This is a genomic window from Nicoliella lavandulae (assembly GCF_037546185.1).
GTDB lineage: Bacteria > Bacillota > Bacilli > Lactobacillales > Lactobacillaceae > Nicoliella > Nicoliella lavandulae.
The window spans coordinates 314,708-331,241 of the sequence record NZ_JAWMWH010000003.1 but is presented as its reverse complement, the minus strand read 5'-3'; the positions used below and the strand labels follow the sequence as shown (position 1 = coordinate 331,241).

The following is a 16,534-nucleotide window of genomic DNA, read 5'->3' as shown; positions in this document are numbered from 1 at the left end:
ATTTATGAATTTCAAAAAATATTTAATGATACTAATGGTGACTATTTTGGCAGTGATTGGCATGAATGGAATCCATGCCAATGCCCAAACTAAATCCTGGCATGGATTGGACTACGATGAAGCCAGAAATCCAGCTAACGTTAGTCAAATCGAACAGTTAATTGATACGATTGCTAAAACACACGGTAATTATATTAAATTGCACCTGACTGACGACGAAGACTTTGCCATTGAAAGCCAGACGCTGGGTCAAACGACTGATAAGTACCCAACGATGAAAAATGGCCTCCACTATAATTCCAAAACGAAAAAGCTATTTTTAAGTAAAAATCAACTCAGCCAATTAATTCAATATGGTCAAAGCAAGCAGGTTACTGTAATCCCTGAAATCGATGTTCCTGGTCATGTTGAGGGGTTACATGCAATCTTAAAAACTACGAATTCAGCGTTAGATAAAAAAGTTTATGATGCATCTAACAATCAGCTCAAGTTCAGTAGTGCTACGACCCAAAAATTTGTGAACCAACTCTTTGGCGAATACTTACCGATCTTGCCGCTCGACACCCCAGTTGGAACTGGTGGAGATGAACTGATCATATCTGGCAACAAGGCTCGCAAGGCGTTATTAAAGTTTGATAATAATTTAAATGCCGCCTTGGTTGGTCATCCCATGTGGATCTACAACGACAGTGCCCTAAAACTTACTTATAAGCAATTGAATAAAAACATTCTTATTGAATACTGGAGTCAATCTGAAGATAAATCGAGCGCTTCAGTTTCTGCTTCCAACATTAAAATCAATGCCTCACCAACTGAACTGCTGAAGAGTAATCATAAGGTCATTAACACTAATTCTTACTTCTTATACTTACTAGCTGAAAAAAGCTTTACGAGTCAGAAGAACTATAAGTATTACGTCAAGGACTTAAATAAATACTGGGGCGAAAATATTTTCAATGCCAAGACCTTTTATCAAAAGGTCAGTGCTTCGAAAAACATTGCCGGTTCAGCAGTTAGTATCTGGTATGATTCCAAGCCTGAATTGAGCGTTGACAAAACGATCAAGAGCCTTAAGCCTTGGATTACCGCATACCTCAAGCGAATCAATGCTGGTAAGTTAACTGTGAAGTAAGCGTAATGAAGTTATGAAAAATCGTATTAGCAGCCGTTGCATCCGTCATAATAGATTCTGGATGAAATTCAACGCCGAACACCTCATTTTCATCATCAGCTACGGATTGAATCGTGCCATCACTAGCTACTCCAGTGACAGTCAGTGATGATGGAATCGTTTGTGGATCAATTACTAACGAGTGATATCGACCGATCGTGAATCGTTCCGCACAGTTATGAAATAACTTACTAGGTCGTAATTGAGTTAATGTATCTGTTTTCCCATGCATTAGTTGAGGTGCATTTACTACTTGAGCTCCATATACTTCACCAATGGCCTGATGGCCTAGGCAAACCCCTAGAATGGGAACTTTACCAATTGCTGCTTTTAAAACTGCATTCATGTTGCCTGCATCTTCTGGCCGCCCTGGCCCAGGTGATAATACCAATCCCGTTAACTTTGGCCGGTTTAAATCGGCCAAAGTTACTTCATCGTTCTTTAACACCAGTAACGACTGTTCAGTTAAGTTCCCGATTGCTTGCACTAGGTTATAGGTGAAACTATCGTAGTTATCAATTACTAAGATCATCTTTAATGCACCTCCTGATTGGGTTGCAATACGTTCATCATCAAGCGACTCTTATTTTTAAATTCGTGATATTCTTGATCAGCATCACTATCAGCAACGATCCCGGCTCCTGAATGGACTACCATTTGGGAGCCATTTTTATACGCTAATCGAATGCCGATGCATAGATCCAAGTCGCCATTAAAGTCAATGTATCCGATGCCACCACCATAAATTCCGCGTTTCCGTTGTTCTAACTTGCTGATAATTTGCATTGCGGAAATTTTAGGCGCTCCCGATAACGTTCCAGCCGGTAGGGTTGCTGCAATGATATCCACAGTTTAGTGACCTGAACGCTGCCGAATTGACTGACCCGGCCTAGGTCATTTCTGCCTAAATCAACTAACATGTTATGTTCAGCTAATTCCTTAGGGCTTGTTTGTAATTCAGTCGCAAATTGTACATCTTCGCTCACTGTGTGCCCACGTCTTCTGGTTCCCGAAAGAGGGTAACTGAATAGGTGGTCAGCTTGTTTGCGAATCAACGTTTCTGGGGATGCGCCGGTTGCCTCAAAGTCATTGTGAGTAAAGTAAAAGTGATATGGTGATTCAACATATTCATTCAAATCAGCAGCCGTATTAATTAGTGAACCCTTCGCTGATGCAAGATATGGATTCGAAAGAATCAATTGAAACACGTCGCCTTGATGGATATGTTGCTTAACCTGTGCCACCCGTTTATCAAACGCTGGTAAATCAAATTGATTATGAAATGGACTCGTTAATTCAACGGATGCTGGTAATTCTATTGGCCGTTGTAAAATGGTGCACAAATCTTTGGCATATCCTGATAGTTTGGTGACGGTTGCGTCATAACTAGTTTCAAGATCATCAGCCTTAATCAACTGCGTTAACGTCATTTGACGACTAGCAGTGTCATAGTTAATGACCACATTCGGTAACATTAAGTCATAGTCCGCTAGTTGCAGTTGGTCTGGAACTGATTTTAGATGGTGATTAACGTATTGCGCAAAATCGTAACTGAAATATCAAATCAATCCCGTGGTAAACGCTGGCATTTGAGCTATTCTAGGAACGCGGTATTGATCAACCAGTTGTTTTAAATATGTCACTGGTGATTCATCGATCAGCTGGCGTTGATGATGCTTGGTTACTTCAACGTGACCATTACGAGCGGTAATGATGGCCTTAGGATTAACCACTACGGTTTGCATTCGCCCATTTTGATGGGTCAATAGCATGCTATTTTTATGCTGGGGATCAAAATGCTCAATTAATTTAAAGGCATTAAAATCGTGAATGGAAAGAGTGTAACTAACAGGTAGGTAGGAATAAGAATGGCGATATTGCTTTAACTGTGATTTAATTTTCAAATATCTTCACCTCAGATTTTTAATTGCATTAAAAAAATCCGCCCATAACAACGCAACTAATGCTTTGTTAAGGACGGATTTATTCCGCGGTGCCACCTTAATTAGACTGGTCCAATCGCTACCTAATAAGTGCCTAAATAGCCATTAAACCAATCCCTCCTTAGCGAGGTGCGTGTTCACACCCCCGGCAACTGACGTATGCCTAACGTTTCTCCGTACTCAAAGTTAATTTTTCGGAAGAACCCTCCGTGGTCCATTTAACTGCCTGCGTTCGGTCACATTCCCATAATCGGTGACTCTCTTTACGTGCACAACAATCTTGATCTCCACATCATTGGTTTTTACGGACGAATCATTTAATTGAGTCTAAGTTTAGATGATGTTCTCATTCTTGTCAACTAAAAATGGCAATAAAATTAAATCAAATTAATATTATAGTTCCCAAAAATCGCTTTATTTCTATATATACCAGTTTCAAATAATCAATAAATTAAAATAAAATTAAAAATAATGGTTGATTTTTAATTTTAGGCATGGTTTAATTAAGACATTCAAACAGGAAAGGAATTGTTAATTATGAATAATTTAATGCTAAAACAAAATTATTTTTATGGCTATTATTACTTTAATTAGTACGTTCGTACATATGATGCGGACGTACTTACGCGTTCGCATCTAAGTAGTAAAGTCATAACTTTTGATTTTAGCTAGCTAGGTGTGAAAATCACCTGGCTAGGATTATTCTGATAATCTGTTTCTTTCAACGAAAACAAATTATTAAAGCCAGCTAGGTGATTCAGTTCATCTAGCTGGCTTTTTTATTTGGAAAGGAAGATTTATTTATGAGTAATATTGACGGTCACACAATTTTAATCGGTTTAATGGCATACCCAATTAGACATTCAATGTCTCCTACCATGCATAATGCAGCATTTGAAAAATTAAATTTGAACTACGCCTACTTGGCATTCGATATTGATAGCGATCGACTTGCTGCTGGAGTCAATGCAATTCGGACTTTAGACATGCGCGGCATCAACGTTTCCATGCCGAATAAGCAAAAAATCATCCCCTACCTAGATCATCTTGATATCTCAGCTGAGCTCAACCAAGCCGTTAACACGGTCGTTAACGATCATGGCGTACTAACCGGTTATACAACCGATGGAATCGGCTTTGTTACTGATTTACGTAAAAAGGGCCACGATGTGAAGGGTAAGCGCATGGTCGTTACTGGGGCCGGCGGGGCTGGAACCCCCATTGCAATTCAATCAGCAATAGATGGGCTAGCTGAAGTTAAAATCTTCAATAATGCTGATGGCCACTTCGCTAATGCCCAACGTAACGCTAAGATCATTAATGAACGGACTGATTGCAAAGCCCAAGTTTACGACTTAGCTGATCAGGATGCATTCAAGCAGGCCATTGCAGAAGCTGATATTTACTGTGATGCCACTGGTGTCGGTATGAAACCACTAGAAAATGAAAGTTTAATTAATGATCCCAGTTGGTTCAAACCAGACTTAGTAGTCTTTGATACCGTTTATTCTCCTCGTGAGACTAAGCTAATGCGCATTGCCAAACAAGCTGGGGTCAAACACGTTTACAACGGGCTCGGGATGATGATCGAACAAGGCGCCGCTTCATTTAAACTATGGACCGGTCAAGATATGCCAATCGATGTCGTTGAACAACAAATTGCTGCAAAGGATGCTCACGCTAATGAAAACAATTAAAGTCCATGATCTAACATTAAACGATCAAGTTGCCAAAATCGCGGTCCCCATTACCGGTGGTACTACTGCTGAAATCAAAGAACAAGCTAGTCAAATTAACTCGATGGCTCCCGACTTAGTGGAATGGCGAATTGACTTTCTAGTCGAACTTCAGTCGGCTAATCTGGCATTCGATTTAAAAATAATTCGCGACCAACTACCAATGACCCCCATCATTGCTACGATTAGAACTAGCCACGAAGGCGGCCACTTCGACCAAGATGATCAAACCTATCTACAGTTAATTCAAACACTCGTGTCATTACCCATCGACTTGATCGATATCGAAGTTGACCGACCACGATCAATTGTCACGACCGCCATTAGTGCCGCTCATTCAACTGGCATCGAAGTCATTGGCAGTTACCATCAGTTTCAAAATACCCCTGATGACCACACCCTACTGGCAAAATTCAATCAAATGCAACAACTTGGGTGTGACATTGCCAAGGTGGCCGTGATGCCGAATGATGCCACCGACACACTACGCCTAATGCAAATCTCAAATCAAGCTAACCAAACATTATCCATTCCGATCATCAGCATGGCCATGGGTAAAACCGGCATGCTCACTCGAATCAGTACCATGTTAACCGGTTCAATCATTTCATTTGCTAGTACTGATCAACACCACCAATCAGCACCGGGGCAACTAAGTTTTGCTCAACTAAGGACCATCATGCAAATTATCAACTAAAAGGAGGAGTTCGTTATGAATCAATTTAAATTAAAACAGGGGTTGTTCTTAAACTACCTTGTCCATGGGTTCGCACTTATCATTTTGACGCAGAACCTCTTGGAGTTAGCACATAACTGGAACAGCACGATTGCGGTCGCATCATTCGTATTATCTGGAATCGGAATCGGCCGGCTAGTCGCCTACTTAATCATGGGAATGCTTTCCGATCGCTTCGGACGCAAGCAAATTTTATTAATCGGTATGAGTACTTACTTATTGTTCTTCATTGTTACTCCCATGAACCATTCGATTATGATTGCATATGGCTTATCGATTATCGCCGGAATTGCCAATTCAGCCTTAGATTCCGCCACTTACCCCCTCTTTACAGAATTAAGTCGTAATGATAGTTCCAATAACATCTTGATCAAGGCATTCATTTCAATTGGTGAGTTCATTTTGCCACTGATTGTTTTATTCCTAAAGGGACATCAACTATGGTTTGGAATTTCATTCTTAATTCCCGCAGCCATTCTAGGTTTGAACATCATCAACTTAATCACATGTCAATTCCCTGCTAAACGGGTTGTTGATCAAGTTGAAGCCAAACAATCGAACGAACCAATTAACATGAAACAAGTTGCTCTAACTACGGTACTATTCATTTACGGTTTTACTTCCATGGCCGTAATGATCTGGTTCACCCAATGGATCACCATCTTTGCCAACCAGATTGGTTTCTCCGATGTCACTGCCCACTTGCTCTTATCCCTTTACAGCATCGGGTCCATCACCGGAGTCATTGCTTCATTCCTCATTTTAAAACGATTCAACGCTAGACGACAATTATTCTTAGATTTAAACTTAGTGGCGCTAATCGCCATCATTACCGTATCGGCCAGTCGCATCCCACTGTTATCATCAGTTGCCGCATTCGCCTTCGGGTTAAGTGCCGCCGGTGGCGTAATGCAAATGGCATTGAACCAACTACTCGCAATCTTTCCGAACCGTAAGGGCACGCTCACTGGTATCTTCTTTATGTTCGGAAGCATTGCATCATTTACTGTTCCCATCATTTCTGGTTTTTTGATTCTACTAGGTGCACAGAACATTTTAAATGGTGACATCGTAATCGCACTGATCAGTTGTCTCGTAGCCATCGTTGTTTTTGCAGTTAAACCAGCTCCTAATTCACTGGGGGATGCGCGAACAGAAATTAACCAACTAGATGCCAAATTAATTAAAATCTTAGAACAACGCTTCCAAGCGGTTAAGGCCGTTAGCCACTTTAAGCAAGCTGATCACATTCAAACTGAAGACCTTAAAAGAGAACAGGCAGTTTTAAATCAAGTGGACCAATTGACTAAGCAAAAGGACATCTTGCCATACAACCAAAACATAATTCAAAACATTATGAACAATGCGAAACAATACCAAAATAGTTTAACCCAAAATAAAACTGTAAAGGATGATTAATATGTACTTTTTAACTGCAGGCGAATCACATGGACCCGAATTAAGTGGAATTATCGAAGGCATCCCCGCTGGATTGACGATTAACGTTGACCAAATCAATGCCGATTTAGCAGCCCGCCAAGGGGGATATGGGCGCGGGAACCGTCAAAAAATCGAACACGACCAAGTGATCATTACCGGTGGGGTGCGCCACGGCGTTACGCTCGGCTCCCCAATTGCCTTAACCATTAAGAACCGTGACCATGCCCACTGGTCAGAAATCATGAGCCCCACTGATCCAGCCACCCCGCAAAACACTCTGCGCAAGGTAACGCGGCCTAGACCCGGTCATGCGGACTTAGTGGGTGGCATGAAGTACGATCACCGTGACTTACGAAACGTCTTAGAACGTTCATCCGCACGTGAAACTGCCATGCGAGTTGCCATCGGTAGTATCTGTAAGCAAATGCTCAACCAATTAAACATTAAGTTAGTTGGCTACGTTGAAGCCGTGGGTGGCATCAAAGCCGATCATGATCTCTCAACTGATGTGGATACAATTAACGAACGAATCTTGACCAATGATTTACGAGTTACCGATGACCAAGCGGTCGACAAGATCCACAACTTAATCGATACCACCAAACGAAATGGTGATACATTAGGCGGCGTCATTAGGGTCGTGGCTCAAAACGTTCCCGTCGGCTTAGGTAGTTACATCAGCTGGGACACCAAATTAGATGCTAAGTTAGCGGCTGCTGTGATGGGGGTCAATGCCATGAAAGGTGTTGAAATTGGGGATGGCTTTGCTGATGCTGATCATCCTGGTAGTCAAGTGATGGATGAGATCGATTGGAACGACCAGGCTGGTTTTTCCCGTAACTCCGATCACCTAGGCGGCTTCGAAGGTGGTATGACTAATGGGATGCCACTCATTATCAAGGCCGCAATGAAGCCCATCCCTACCCTTTACAAACCACTTCAAAGTGCTGACATCAATAGCAAGGAAGTCCGTAAGGCGAACGTTGAACGTTCTGACACTACCGCCATCGTCCCAGCTTCAATCGTTATCGAAAGCGTCATTGCCATCGAATTAGCAAAAATCATTACTGAAACCTTTGATGGCAGTAACATGAAACGTTTGACCCATCAAATTGAAGAATACCGTGCAGAAATTAAATCATTTTAGGAGGTGTTAAATATGCAATCAGCATTAATTGGAACCATTGCAGTGCCTGGTGACAAAAGTATCTCCCACCGTAGCATCATGTTCGGCGCCATCAGCAACGGCGAGACCGTGATCAATAACTTCTTAGAATCAGCAGATTGTTTAACCACCATGAATGCTTTTCGTCAGCTAGGCGTTAAGATCGAAACTGTTGATAATCAAGTCCATGTGCATGGGAAGGGCATCGACCATTTAGTAGCCCCCAGTGAACCACTAAACATGGGCAACTCCGGTACGACGACCCGATTAATCAGTGGTATCTTAGCGAGTCGGCCGTTTGAGACAACTTTGGTGGGGGATGCATCCCTATCCAAACGACCAATGCAGCGGATCATCGAACCACTCACTCAAATGGGCGCTCATTTTCAATCAACGGATGGCCACCTCCCACTAACAATCACGGGCGGTCAGCTAACCGGCATTGATTACCACATGCCAATTGCTAGTGCCCAGGTGAAGAGTGCCATCATTTTAGCCGCGCTAAGCGCTAATCAACCCACTACCATTGTTGAAGATACTAAGTCGCGTGACCATACCGAAGCCATGTTGGCCCAGTTCAGCCCGCAAAGTATTACCGTCCATGGCAATCAAATCATCATTCAGCCCCATCACCCGCTGGTTGGACAAACCATTAACGTTCCTGGTGATATTTCATCCGCTGCATTCTTCTTAGTTGCAGCCGCAATCATCCCCGAATCAAACATTACGATTACAAACGTAGGGATCAATCCTACCCGAACTGGGATTTTAAGCGTTTTAAAACGTGCTGGCGCCAACATCAATTTAACTAATCAAAGTCAAACCGGTGAACTTAGTGCTGATATTTCAATCACGGCCACCCCACTTAAGCCATTTACCATTACGGCAGCCGAAATTCCCGGCTTAGTGGACGAGGTTCCGTTATTAGCATTACTGGCTGCCCGGGCTAATGGTATCAGTCGAATCACCGGTGCCCAAGAGTTACGCTTGAAAGAATCTGATCGGATCAAAGCCATTACCACCGAGTTTAAAAAGTTAGGCATCGCAATCGAGGAATTACCAGATGGCTTCGTTATCGATGGGCGTGAACCTTGGCACGTCGTTGATCCGCACTTAGATAGCTATCATGACCATCGAATCGCCATGACTTTAAAAATTGCTGCACTATTAGTTAAAACCCCCGTTACCATCAATGACGAAGAATGCATCAATATCTCATACCCCACGTTCAATACCGATTTAGCTAAATTAAGGAGTTGATTGAATTTGAAATCAGTGTTTATCAATGGATTAGGCCTCATTGGAGCTAGTATGGCTAAAATCATTAAACAAACGGACCCCACCGTTTCCATCACGGCCTGTGACGTTAATCCACAAAATCTAACGTTAATGAAAGCAGCACACGTCATTGACCAAGCCGTTGATTTTACACAAGGTGCCACCAATGCCGATGTAATTATCCTAGCCACGCCCGTGAAATCGATCATTAAGAGCTTGAATCAACTAGCCCAACTGAAATTGCGACCAGACGTGCTAGTTACCGACGTTGGCAGTAATAAAACGGCCATTGTGGATGCTGCCCAGCCGTTAGTCGATCGTGGGATTCATTTTTTAGGTGGCCATCCAATGGCTGGTTCGCACCTATCTGGCAGTCAACATAGTAGTAGCCAACTATTAGCAGCACATACTTATTTCTTGGTCAATGTAAATGCCAGTCAACAACAGATCAGCGCGTTTAAAGGCCTCATTGCTGCGGGTCAATTTAATTTCCAATCATTAAGTGCGATAGACCACGACCAATTAGTTAGCCTTACTAGCCACTTACCCCACGCCCTAGCGTTCACTTTGATCAATATGATCGACCAAAAAATTAACGCCATGGGCATTGACCCGGGAATTCCAGCGGGTGGGTTATTAGATACCACTAGAGTTGCCAAAGCCAACCCCACCATGTGGGCTTCGATCCTGACCAGTGAACCGCAAACCATCACTGATCAAATCACTGATTTACAACAACAATTAGAACAGCTAAAAACAATGATTAAAGCTGGGGATGAACAAGCTTTAAAGCAAATGTTCACACATGCCAACCAAATTAGAAACAAAATGGAGGACTTAACATGAATATTACATTAATCGGTTTCATGGGGAGTGGTAAAACCACCGTTGCCAATGCCCTAAGCCAGCAGTTAGAAATTGAACAAAATGACTTGGATGAAATGGTGCTACAACGGACTGGATTGACCATTCCTGAATACTTCGAACAATACGGCGAAGCTAAGTTCCGAAAATTAGAAATGGATAATTTACAACTAGCCTTAGCGACCGGTGGGATTCTTTCGACTGGTGGCGGAACACCAATGCAAGCTAATAATTTCAAATTAATTCAAGAAGCCAATACAGCAACGGTGTTCTTAAACGCTCAAGATAACACCATTACCCACCATTTAATTCATGACGGCATTGAAGAACGCCCCCTCTTTAAACAACTGGGCATTGACGGAATCATTAAACTAAAACATGAGCGCCAACTAACATACGAGCAACTAGCTGACGTGATCATTGACGTTGATCATAAGTCACCGGAGTTAATCGTCAACGAACTCATGGAAAAATTATCGGAAGTGAATTCAAATGACTAATCTCCATACACTAGGCCCCAAAGCTACGGATAGCTTCCGAGCAGCCCAGTATCTAATCCATCATCATGATAAATTCAAGGATGAAGCAATTGTCCTACACGATTCATTTGAGACCATTTACCAACACTTAAAATCATATTCAGGTGATTATTTCTTAGTCCCGACCGCTTATCAAAGTCGGACTAATCACGAAAGCTGGGCTAGTAATAACTACTACTTTTGGCAAGATTTATCAATCGTCGATACCTTTTTCCTGCCTACCTATCCCATGTTGTTAGTTGAAAATCAAGACATCAATAATCACCACGCTGTTTTACATGCCGCAACAAACGAGTTAATGAATCAATTCGAATCAACCCTTGATGCGCCCCTCGAACGTTCATATGTCACTAGTAAGCCGCTGGCTAAAACTGCATTTGCAGAGGGTAAATTTCAATATGCTATCTTTAGTAAACCCGCCACCCCATTGTCATTTGAGTTTCATGATCGCATTTTACAAGAATATCATATCGATATGGTTTGGTGCGTATATGAAATTAATTAAACATAATGAAAAAACTACTCAATAATGAGTAGTTTTTAAGTTGTTGAAAATTTGGCTTTGAGCAACTATTTGATACCAAAGTTAGCTTTTAAATTTTTAGCGTATTAACAAATATTTTGATTTTAAATATATAAAGTTATATATTTAAATTAATTGATATTATTAGGAGATGTTAATAATGAAAATTAAGAAATTATTGTTAGCAACAACGGCTACTTTATTATTCGCGACTCCAGCTTTAACGATTGGTAATTCAAGCGCGAATGCATCTAAATGGAAAGCCGGCACACCATATGTATTTAAACATACAAAATCATGGTTAAGTGATTTCAAAAAAGTTAATGCAAATGGTAGAAACAGTAAAAATTATTACATTAGAACATATACACCATTTTCCGCTAAATATGGATTTAATCCAACAATGTATTCATATGATAAGAATAAGAAGTTTACGACTAGCGGTGCTGATGCAAGTGCCACTGCTGCAGTGAATCCACATTACAAATCGCTGGGGCATAATGAATACTTAGTTACTTCTGGTGGGGACGGTAGCGGTAAAAAGAGTCTTTACTATGAATTACACCATTCATTGAATCATGACTTTGGTAGTACAGTATTAGTTAAAGTGCATAATAAAAAATCAGTTTCAATTTGGGAATATGATAATGGAAGTAAGAAATACTATTTCGGATTATTTAAACCATTTAATGGTGATCCCACTAAATAATGAATAATTAATTTAAATATCAAACTTTAAAATCAGATACATACTCAAAATGTGTACATCTGATTTTAATCTAATCATTTATTAAACTAATTAAATAGTGCTATATTAACATAAATAGTGATCAATAAAATAATAATAAATAAAAGCAAGCTAATGCTATTGCAATTTATTTCTAATTTTATTATCATTTAGACAATCAAAATAAAAGAGAGGGTTATTACTATGACGAACATTAATTATACTAATTTAGATAATAAAATTAAATCATCAGTCGTCGTGGTCGTGGTTGTCGTTAACCGCGGCCTGCGTTGATTGATGTTATTTCGTCGTTAGATAACCTCAAATCCACACGGGTCATATGATTGATACGTGTGGTGCATTAGAATCGCACTCGTAAACCACACTGTCAATCTAGGCAGTGTGGTTTTTTATTTGCTAATTTTGAAAGGAATGTGATTTTAATGAAAATAACTAATGCATTATCCGCCCCATCCATTCAACACAACTTAGACAGTGATTCTTATTATCTACCTGGTTCTGAGCTATCATACCAATTAATCGGCAAACATAATGAAGGACTACTATCATTATCAGAATACTTAAATTACTTTGATTACTTACGTGTATTAACTAATAAGCCCTTTATATTAGATGGGCAGGCTGGCTTTGGTAATCCACTCAACACTTATCATTCCATTCAAGAAATGGAAAAACATGGTGCTGACATCATTATTTTAAATGATCAAAAAAATCCATCTCATACTAACAAAGCAAACCAAATTCCTGCTAGTTTGAATGAATTCATTGGTAAGGTCAAAGCTGCTTTGGACGCCCACCACCCTGAATATACAAGCATTTGGATCAAATTAGATTGCTCCGATCAATATACAGATGAAGAATTAGACCAAAGATTATTCTTAATTAGTGAGTTGGGCATTAAGGACATCATCATTGATCCAAGCACGATGATTAACAATAGTTACGGAATCAATATCCATAACTTCAATCAAGAAACGGCATCAATTACCGATTAATTACAAAGGAGCGATTTATTATGAAAACATTTGAAAAAGAACGTCAAGATTTTAATAAATTAATTTACGGAGATAAGATTTTAAGCATGGTCGTTGCGCCAGATGCACTAGCAGCTAAGATTGCCGAAAAAGAAGGTTTTCAATCCATCTTTGTTGCTGGCTATACAACTTCAGCTAGTTCATTATCACTTCCAGATCGAGGAATTCTAGATTTTGGCCAAATGCTAAGTAAAATTAAGGAAATTATCTCAGCTGTTAATATTCCAGTTTTTGCGGACGCTGACACTGGTTATGGAGATAATGAGAATGTTGCCAGAACTACTCGTGCATATGAGTCTGCCGGTGCTTCGGGGATGTTCATTGAAGATCAAGCTTGGCCAAAACGATGTGGACATATGGCTGGCAAAAGTGTTGTTCCAGCTGAAGAACTAGCATCCAAGATCAAAGCAGCTTGTAATGCACGTCAAAACAAGGACTTCTTAATAATGGCCAGAACGGATGCTAGACAAATGAATGGACTAGCTGATGCTATCAGACGTGGCCAATTATATAAAGAAGCTGGTGCTGACATGATTTTTATTGAAGCCCCACAAAGTAAGGAAGAATTAAAATACATTGCTGATACCTTTAAGGGCACTCCATTAATGGCCAATATGATTGAAGGTTGGGCAACACCAATGACTTCAACTGCCGAATTGGAGGAAATGGGATACAGTTTTGTAGTTCATCCAACTGCCCTAACTTATGCCCATGCTTATGCAGACAAAGAATTTCTACGAGGATTACATCAAATTGGTCAAACCAAAGACACTAAAAAGCACATGATCAAGTTTAATGAATTCAATCATTTCGTTGGATTAGATTCACTGAATCAATTAGAAAGTAATTATTCCAATGAAGCAATGGAAACAATGATTAACTCAATTAACAAAAAGGGAGCTGAACAGCTATGATGACTGCTAATAACTATACACTAACTCAACGAATTGATACCGCTAAGGAATCCCCACTCTTTTACAAAATTTTTGCATTAGTTGGTGCTGGTATGATGCTAGATGCCGCAGATGTTTACATGGCGAGTACCATTAATTCATCGATTATCGCAACTCATTTTGCAACTCTGAACCAAGGATCAACATTTTTATCAGTTGGCTTTTTAGGCCTCTTTATTGGGTCAATTATTACTGGTTATCTAGGTGACTTCTTTGGTAGAAGAGCTACATATCACTGGAACCTATTAATATTTAGTATCGCAACATTAATTGGAGCTTTCTCAATTAATATTGAAATGCTGATTGCCACTAGGTTTATTGCAGCAATTGGTCTGGGTGCTGAAATTGTTACTGGGTATTCTATGATCAGTGAATTTGCTCCCGTTAATAAACAAGGCAAATGGAGTGGCATGATTGCAATTATTGCTAATCTTGGTGCCCCATTAGGTCTATTACTATCCACTATTTTAATCGGTAACTACGGATGGCGCTCCATGTTTATCTTTATCGGTCTATGTGCATTTATTTTATTCTTCTGCAGACGCAACCTACCAGAATCACCACGTTGGTTAATTCAACATGGAAGAAAGGAAGAAGCACAATCAATTATTGAAAAACTAGAATTAAAGGGCCACTATGATGAAGATCAATCCACAAATAAAAATGCAATGACCATCAATAAAGGTCGTGGATTACTAGTTGCAATTACTGCTGTATCTGCTAGTTTACTTTGTCAATACACGTTCACTTCATGGGTTCCTACTTTATTAGCAGGTCGTGGAATCAGCATTATTCACTCAATGTGGTTCGCTACAATTATGATGATTGGTGCACCAATAGGAGCATTTATTGGAAGTCTATTGATTGATCGATTAGGTCATAAGTTTACCATTGTTCCTGCCTTCATCTTAACTGCAATTGCCGGAATCGCTTACGGATTTGAAACGACCGCGTTTGGAACGATTGCAAATGGGTTTATTTTAACTACCCTTTTATATATCTTAATTGCTAGTAACGTATCAGTTTATGCACCTGAACTCTTTGCAACTAACTATCGCTTTAGAGGCACTGGGTTTGCAAACGGAATTGCTAAATTATTAACTACTCTTTCTCCATACATGGTTTTATTCATTATTACCAAGTACAACCCAACGATGATTTTCTTCATCATCGCAGGAATTTCATTATTCGCTGCCCTTATTGTTGGATTCTTTGGTCCAGAAACAAAGCAACAACCAATTAAATAATTGTAATGAGCATTTAACTTCACATCTAACAAAATAGTGTCATAATATAAGCATAGAAGTTATAAGTCATATTAACGAAAGGTAATGATATTATGAAAAAATCAAATCTATATTTAAGTGCTATTCTTACACTTACAGCCGCAGGTGCTGCGACTGCTACCCAACAACCAAACGTACACGCTGATGTTGCATCATCAGCTGTTACATCCAGTGCTAGTCAATCAACGACTGCTAGTAGCGCTCAACAATCTGCACAATCAGTTGCTTTAAGTGCTGCTAGTGCCGTTAACTCTGCTAGCGTTGCTAACAATAGTGCTCAAGCTAGATTTGCTTCACAAGCTAGTTACAACACTAACTATAGTAGCGTTGCCAACTCTGAATACAATGCTGCCCTTAGTACCCAAAATTCTAGTGCTGCTCAATCTGCATTTAATAATCGTGCTCAACAAAGTTCCATTTATTCTGCACAACAATCATATGCTTCTAATGCTAATTCTTTATACAGCAACATGGCAAGTGCATTTAACGGAATCAACGCGGTTAATAGTCAATTTACTGACAATCAACCACACACGCTTACACAAATTACCACTAGCTTTGCTGTTCAACAAAGCGCATTTAATGCTAACTCATTAGCACTTAACTCATTATTAGCATCTCCAAGCATTGACAGTAGTGCAATTGCCAGTGAAAGTGCAAAGGCTAGTGCCAGCGCTTCTGCTAGTGCTAGTGCATCTGCTTCAGCAAGCAGTGCTAGCGCATCTGCCAGCGCCAGTGCTTCAGCAAGTAGTGCCAGCGCATCCGCAAGTGCATCCGCTTCAGCAAGTAGCGCTAGTGCTTCTGCCAGTGCAAGTGCTTCTGCAAGTGCATCTGCTACTAGTTCAATCGCAGCTCAAGTTAGCTCCGCTGCTAGTTCTGCCGTTGCTGCTGATCATATTTCATTCAAGAATACCATTAAGAGTGCTTGGAATAAGGTTAAGAAGGCAGAAAAGAAAGTTACAGCTGCGCAAAAACGGGTTACAAAAGCTAAGACTAAGAAGACCCGTGCTCGTGCTAATAAGCAACTTAAGGCTGACAAGAAAGCCTTAACTAAGGCTAATAAGCACCTAAATTCACTATTAAAATAATTAGCTAAATTATTAAGTACAAAAGACGCT

16 protein-coding genes and 1 pseudogene are annotated in these 16,534 nt (G+C 40.2%); 14 read left to right on the top strand and 3 right to left on the bottom strand.

Annotated elements, in window-relative coordinates; genetic code table 11:
• The first annotated feature begins 34 nt into the window (after positions 1-34).
• The gene (locus R4146_RS08200) at positions 35-1,132 is read left to right on the top strand and encodes a family 20 glycosylhydrolase (protein ID WP_339960967.1); all 1,098 of its coding nucleotides are present in this window, start codon (positions 35-37) and stop codon (positions 1,130-1,132) included.
• On the opposite strand, the gene R4146_RS08195 is transcribed toward R4146_RS08200, so the two are convergent.
• The 3 genes and pseudogenes from R4146_RS08195 to R4146_RS08185 all read right to left on the bottom strand — a co-directional run bounded on the left by R4146_RS08195 (position 1,104) and on the right by R4146_RS08185 (position 3,075).
• Positions 1,104-1,703 carry an anthranilate synthase component II gene (locus R4146_RS08195; protein ID WP_339960966.1) on the bottom strand — a complete coding sequence of 200 codons (600 nt, stop codon included), beginning with the start codon at positions 1,701-1,703 and terminating at the stop codon, positions 1,104-1,106. The two genes, R4146_RS08200 and R4146_RS08195, sit on opposite strands and share 29 nt — an antisense overlap.
• 2 nt (positions 1,704-1,705) lie before the next feature.
• Positions 1,706-2,670 (bottom strand): annotated as a pseudogene (locus R4146_RS08190) (chorismate-binding protein).
• Between the two features lie 60 nt (positions 2,671-2,730).
• Positions 2,731-3,075 (bottom strand): hypothetical protein, encoded by a 345-nt coding sequence (locus tag R4146_RS08185; protein ID WP_339960965.1) that lies wholly within the window; start codon positions 3,073-3,075, stop codon positions 2,731-2,733.
• An 842-nt stretch (positions 3,076-3,917) separates the two neighbouring features.
• Between R4146_RS08185 and R4146_RS08180 the strand changes: the two genes are divergently transcribed.
• The 13 genes from R4146_RS08180 (at position 3,918) to R4146_RS08120 (ending at position 16,504) form a co-directional block, all read left to right on the top strand.
• Positions 3,918-4,811: a shikimate dehydrogenase gene (locus R4146_RS08180; protein ID WP_339960964.1), complete on the top strand. Its 894-nt coding sequence runs from the start codon at positions 3,918-3,920 to the stop codon at positions 4,809-4,811.
• A complete protein-coding gene (aroD, locus tag R4146_RS08175) occupies positions 4,798-5,547 on the top strand; it encodes a type I 3-dehydroquinate dehydratase (RefSeq protein ID WP_339960963.1) in 750 nt (249 codons plus the stop codon). The genes R4146_RS08180 and aroD overlap by 14 nt, the downstream gene beginning before the upstream one ends.
• Before the next feature lie 15 nt (positions 5,548-5,562).
• Positions 5,563-7,005 carry an MFS transporter gene (locus R4146_RS08170; RefSeq protein ID WP_339960962.1) on the top strand — a complete coding sequence of 481 codons (1,443 nt, stop codon included), beginning with the start codon at positions 5,563-5,565 and terminating at the stop codon, positions 7,003-7,005.
• Positions 6,998-8,173 carry a chorismate synthase gene (gene aroC / locus R4146_RS08165; RefSeq protein WP_339960961.1) on the top strand — a complete coding sequence of 392 codons (1,176 nt, stop codon included), beginning with the start codon at positions 6,998-7,000 and terminating at the stop codon, positions 8,171-8,173. Before R4146_RS08170 ends, aroC begins: the two co-directional genes overlap by 8 nt.
• A 12-nt stretch (positions 8,174-8,185) precedes the next feature.
• Positions 8,186-9,451, top strand: coding sequence for a 3-phosphoshikimate 1-carboxyvinyltransferase (gene aroA, locus R4146_RS08160; RefSeq protein ID WP_339960960.1), 1,266 nt, complete (start codon positions 8,186-8,188; stop codon positions 9,449-9,451).
• A 15-nt stretch (positions 9,452-9,466) separates the two neighbouring features.
• Positions 9,467-10,315, top strand: a complete 849-nt coding sequence (locus tag R4146_RS08155) for a prephenate dehydrogenase (RefSeq protein WP_339961052.1) — start codon at positions 9,467-9,469, stop codon at positions 10,313-10,315.
• Positions 10,312-10,833 carry a shikimate kinase gene (locus R4146_RS08150; RefSeq protein WP_339960959.1) on the top strand — a complete coding sequence of 174 codons (522 nt, stop codon included), beginning with the start codon at positions 10,312-10,314 and terminating at the stop codon, positions 10,831-10,833. Before R4146_RS08155 ends, R4146_RS08150 begins: the two co-directional genes overlap by 4 nt.
• Positions 10,826-11,377, top strand: coding sequence for a hypothetical protein (locus R4146_RS08145; protein ID WP_339960958.1), 552 nt, complete (start codon positions 10,826-10,828; stop codon positions 11,375-11,377). The genes R4146_RS08150 and R4146_RS08145 overlap by 8 nt, the downstream gene beginning before the upstream one ends.
• 178 nt (positions 11,378-11,555) lie before the next feature.
• Complete coding sequence (locus R4146_RS08140; protein WP_339960957.1) at positions 11,556-12,104, top strand: hypothetical protein; 549 nt, start codon at positions 11,556-11,558, stop codon at positions 12,102-12,104.
• A gap of 461 nt (positions 12,105-12,565) precedes the next feature.
• Positions 12,566-13,138: a hypothetical protein gene (locus tag R4146_RS08135; RefSeq protein ID WP_339960956.1), complete on the top strand. Its 573-nt coding sequence runs from the start codon at positions 12,566-12,568 to the stop codon at positions 13,136-13,138.
• A gap of 20 nt (positions 13,139-13,158) precedes the next feature.
• The gene (locus tag R4146_RS08130) at positions 13,159-14,091 is read left to right on the top strand and encodes an isocitrate lyase/PEP mutase family protein (RefSeq protein ID WP_339960955.1); all 933 of its coding nucleotides are present in this window, start codon (positions 13,159-13,161) and stop codon (positions 14,089-14,091) included.
• The gene (locus tag R4146_RS08125; RefSeq protein ID WP_339960954.1) at positions 14,088-15,377 is read left to right on the top strand and encodes an MFS transporter; all 1,290 of its coding nucleotides are present in this window, start codon (positions 14,088-14,090) and stop codon (positions 15,375-15,377) included. Before R4146_RS08130 ends, R4146_RS08125 begins: the two co-directional genes overlap by 4 nt.
• A gap of 92 nt (positions 15,378-15,469) precedes the next feature.
• On the top strand, positions 15,470-16,504 hold the full coding sequence (locus R4146_RS08120) for a hypothetical protein (RefSeq protein WP_339960953.1): 1,035 nt from the start codon (positions 15,470-15,472) through the stop codon (positions 16,502-16,504).
• Positions 16,505-16,534 lie beyond the last annotated feature (30 nt).

Coding starts and splice junctions, on each gene's coding strand:
- R4146_RS08200 (WP_339960967.1), top strand. CDS start 35: ATGGTGACTATTTTGGCAGTGATTGGCATGAATGGAATCCATGCCAAT.
- R4146_RS08195 (WP_339960966.1), bottom strand. CDS start 1,703: ATGATCTTAGTAATTGATAACTACGATAGTTTCACCTATAACCTAGTG.
- R4146_RS08180 (WP_339960964.1), top strand. CDS start 3,918: ATGAGTAATATTGACGGTCACACAATTTTAATCGGTTTAATGGCATAC.
- aroD (WP_339960963.1), top strand. CDS start 4,798: ATGAAAACAATTAAAGTCCATGATCTAACATTAAACGATCAAGTTGCC.
- R4146_RS08170 (WP_339960962.1), top strand. CDS start 5,563: ATGAATCAATTTAAATTAAAACAGGGGTTGTTCTTAAACTACCTTGTC.
- aroC (WP_339960961.1), top strand. CDS start 6,998: ATGATTAATATGTACTTTTTAACTGCAGGCGAATCACATGGACCCGAA.
- aroA (WP_339960960.1), top strand. CDS start 8,186: ATGCAATCAGCATTAATTGGAACCATTGCAGTGCCTGGTGACAAAAGT.
- R4146_RS08150 (WP_339960959.1), top strand. CDS start 10,312: ATGAATATTACATTAATCGGTTTCATGGGGAGTGGTAAAACCACCGTT.
- R4146_RS08145 (WP_339960958.1), top strand. CDS start 10,826: ATGACTAATCTCCATACACTAGGCCCCAAAGCTACGGATAGCTTCCGA.
- R4146_RS08140 (WP_339960957.1), top strand. CDS start 11,556: ATGAAAATTAAGAAATTATTGTTAGCAACAACGGCTACTTTATTATTC.
- R4146_RS08135 (WP_339960956.1), top strand. CDS start 12,566: ATGAAAATAACTAATGCATTATCCGCCCCATCCATTCAACACAACTTA.
- R4146_RS08130 (WP_339960955.1), top strand. CDS start 13,159: ATGAAAACATTTGAAAAAGAACGTCAAGATTTTAATAAATTAATTTAC.
- R4146_RS08125 (WP_339960954.1), top strand. CDS start 14,088: ATGATGACTGCTAATAACTATACACTAACTCAACGAATTGATACCGCT.
- R4146_RS08120 (WP_339960953.1), top strand. CDS start 15,470: ATGAAAAAATCAAATCTATATTTAAGTGCTATTCTTACACTTACAGCC.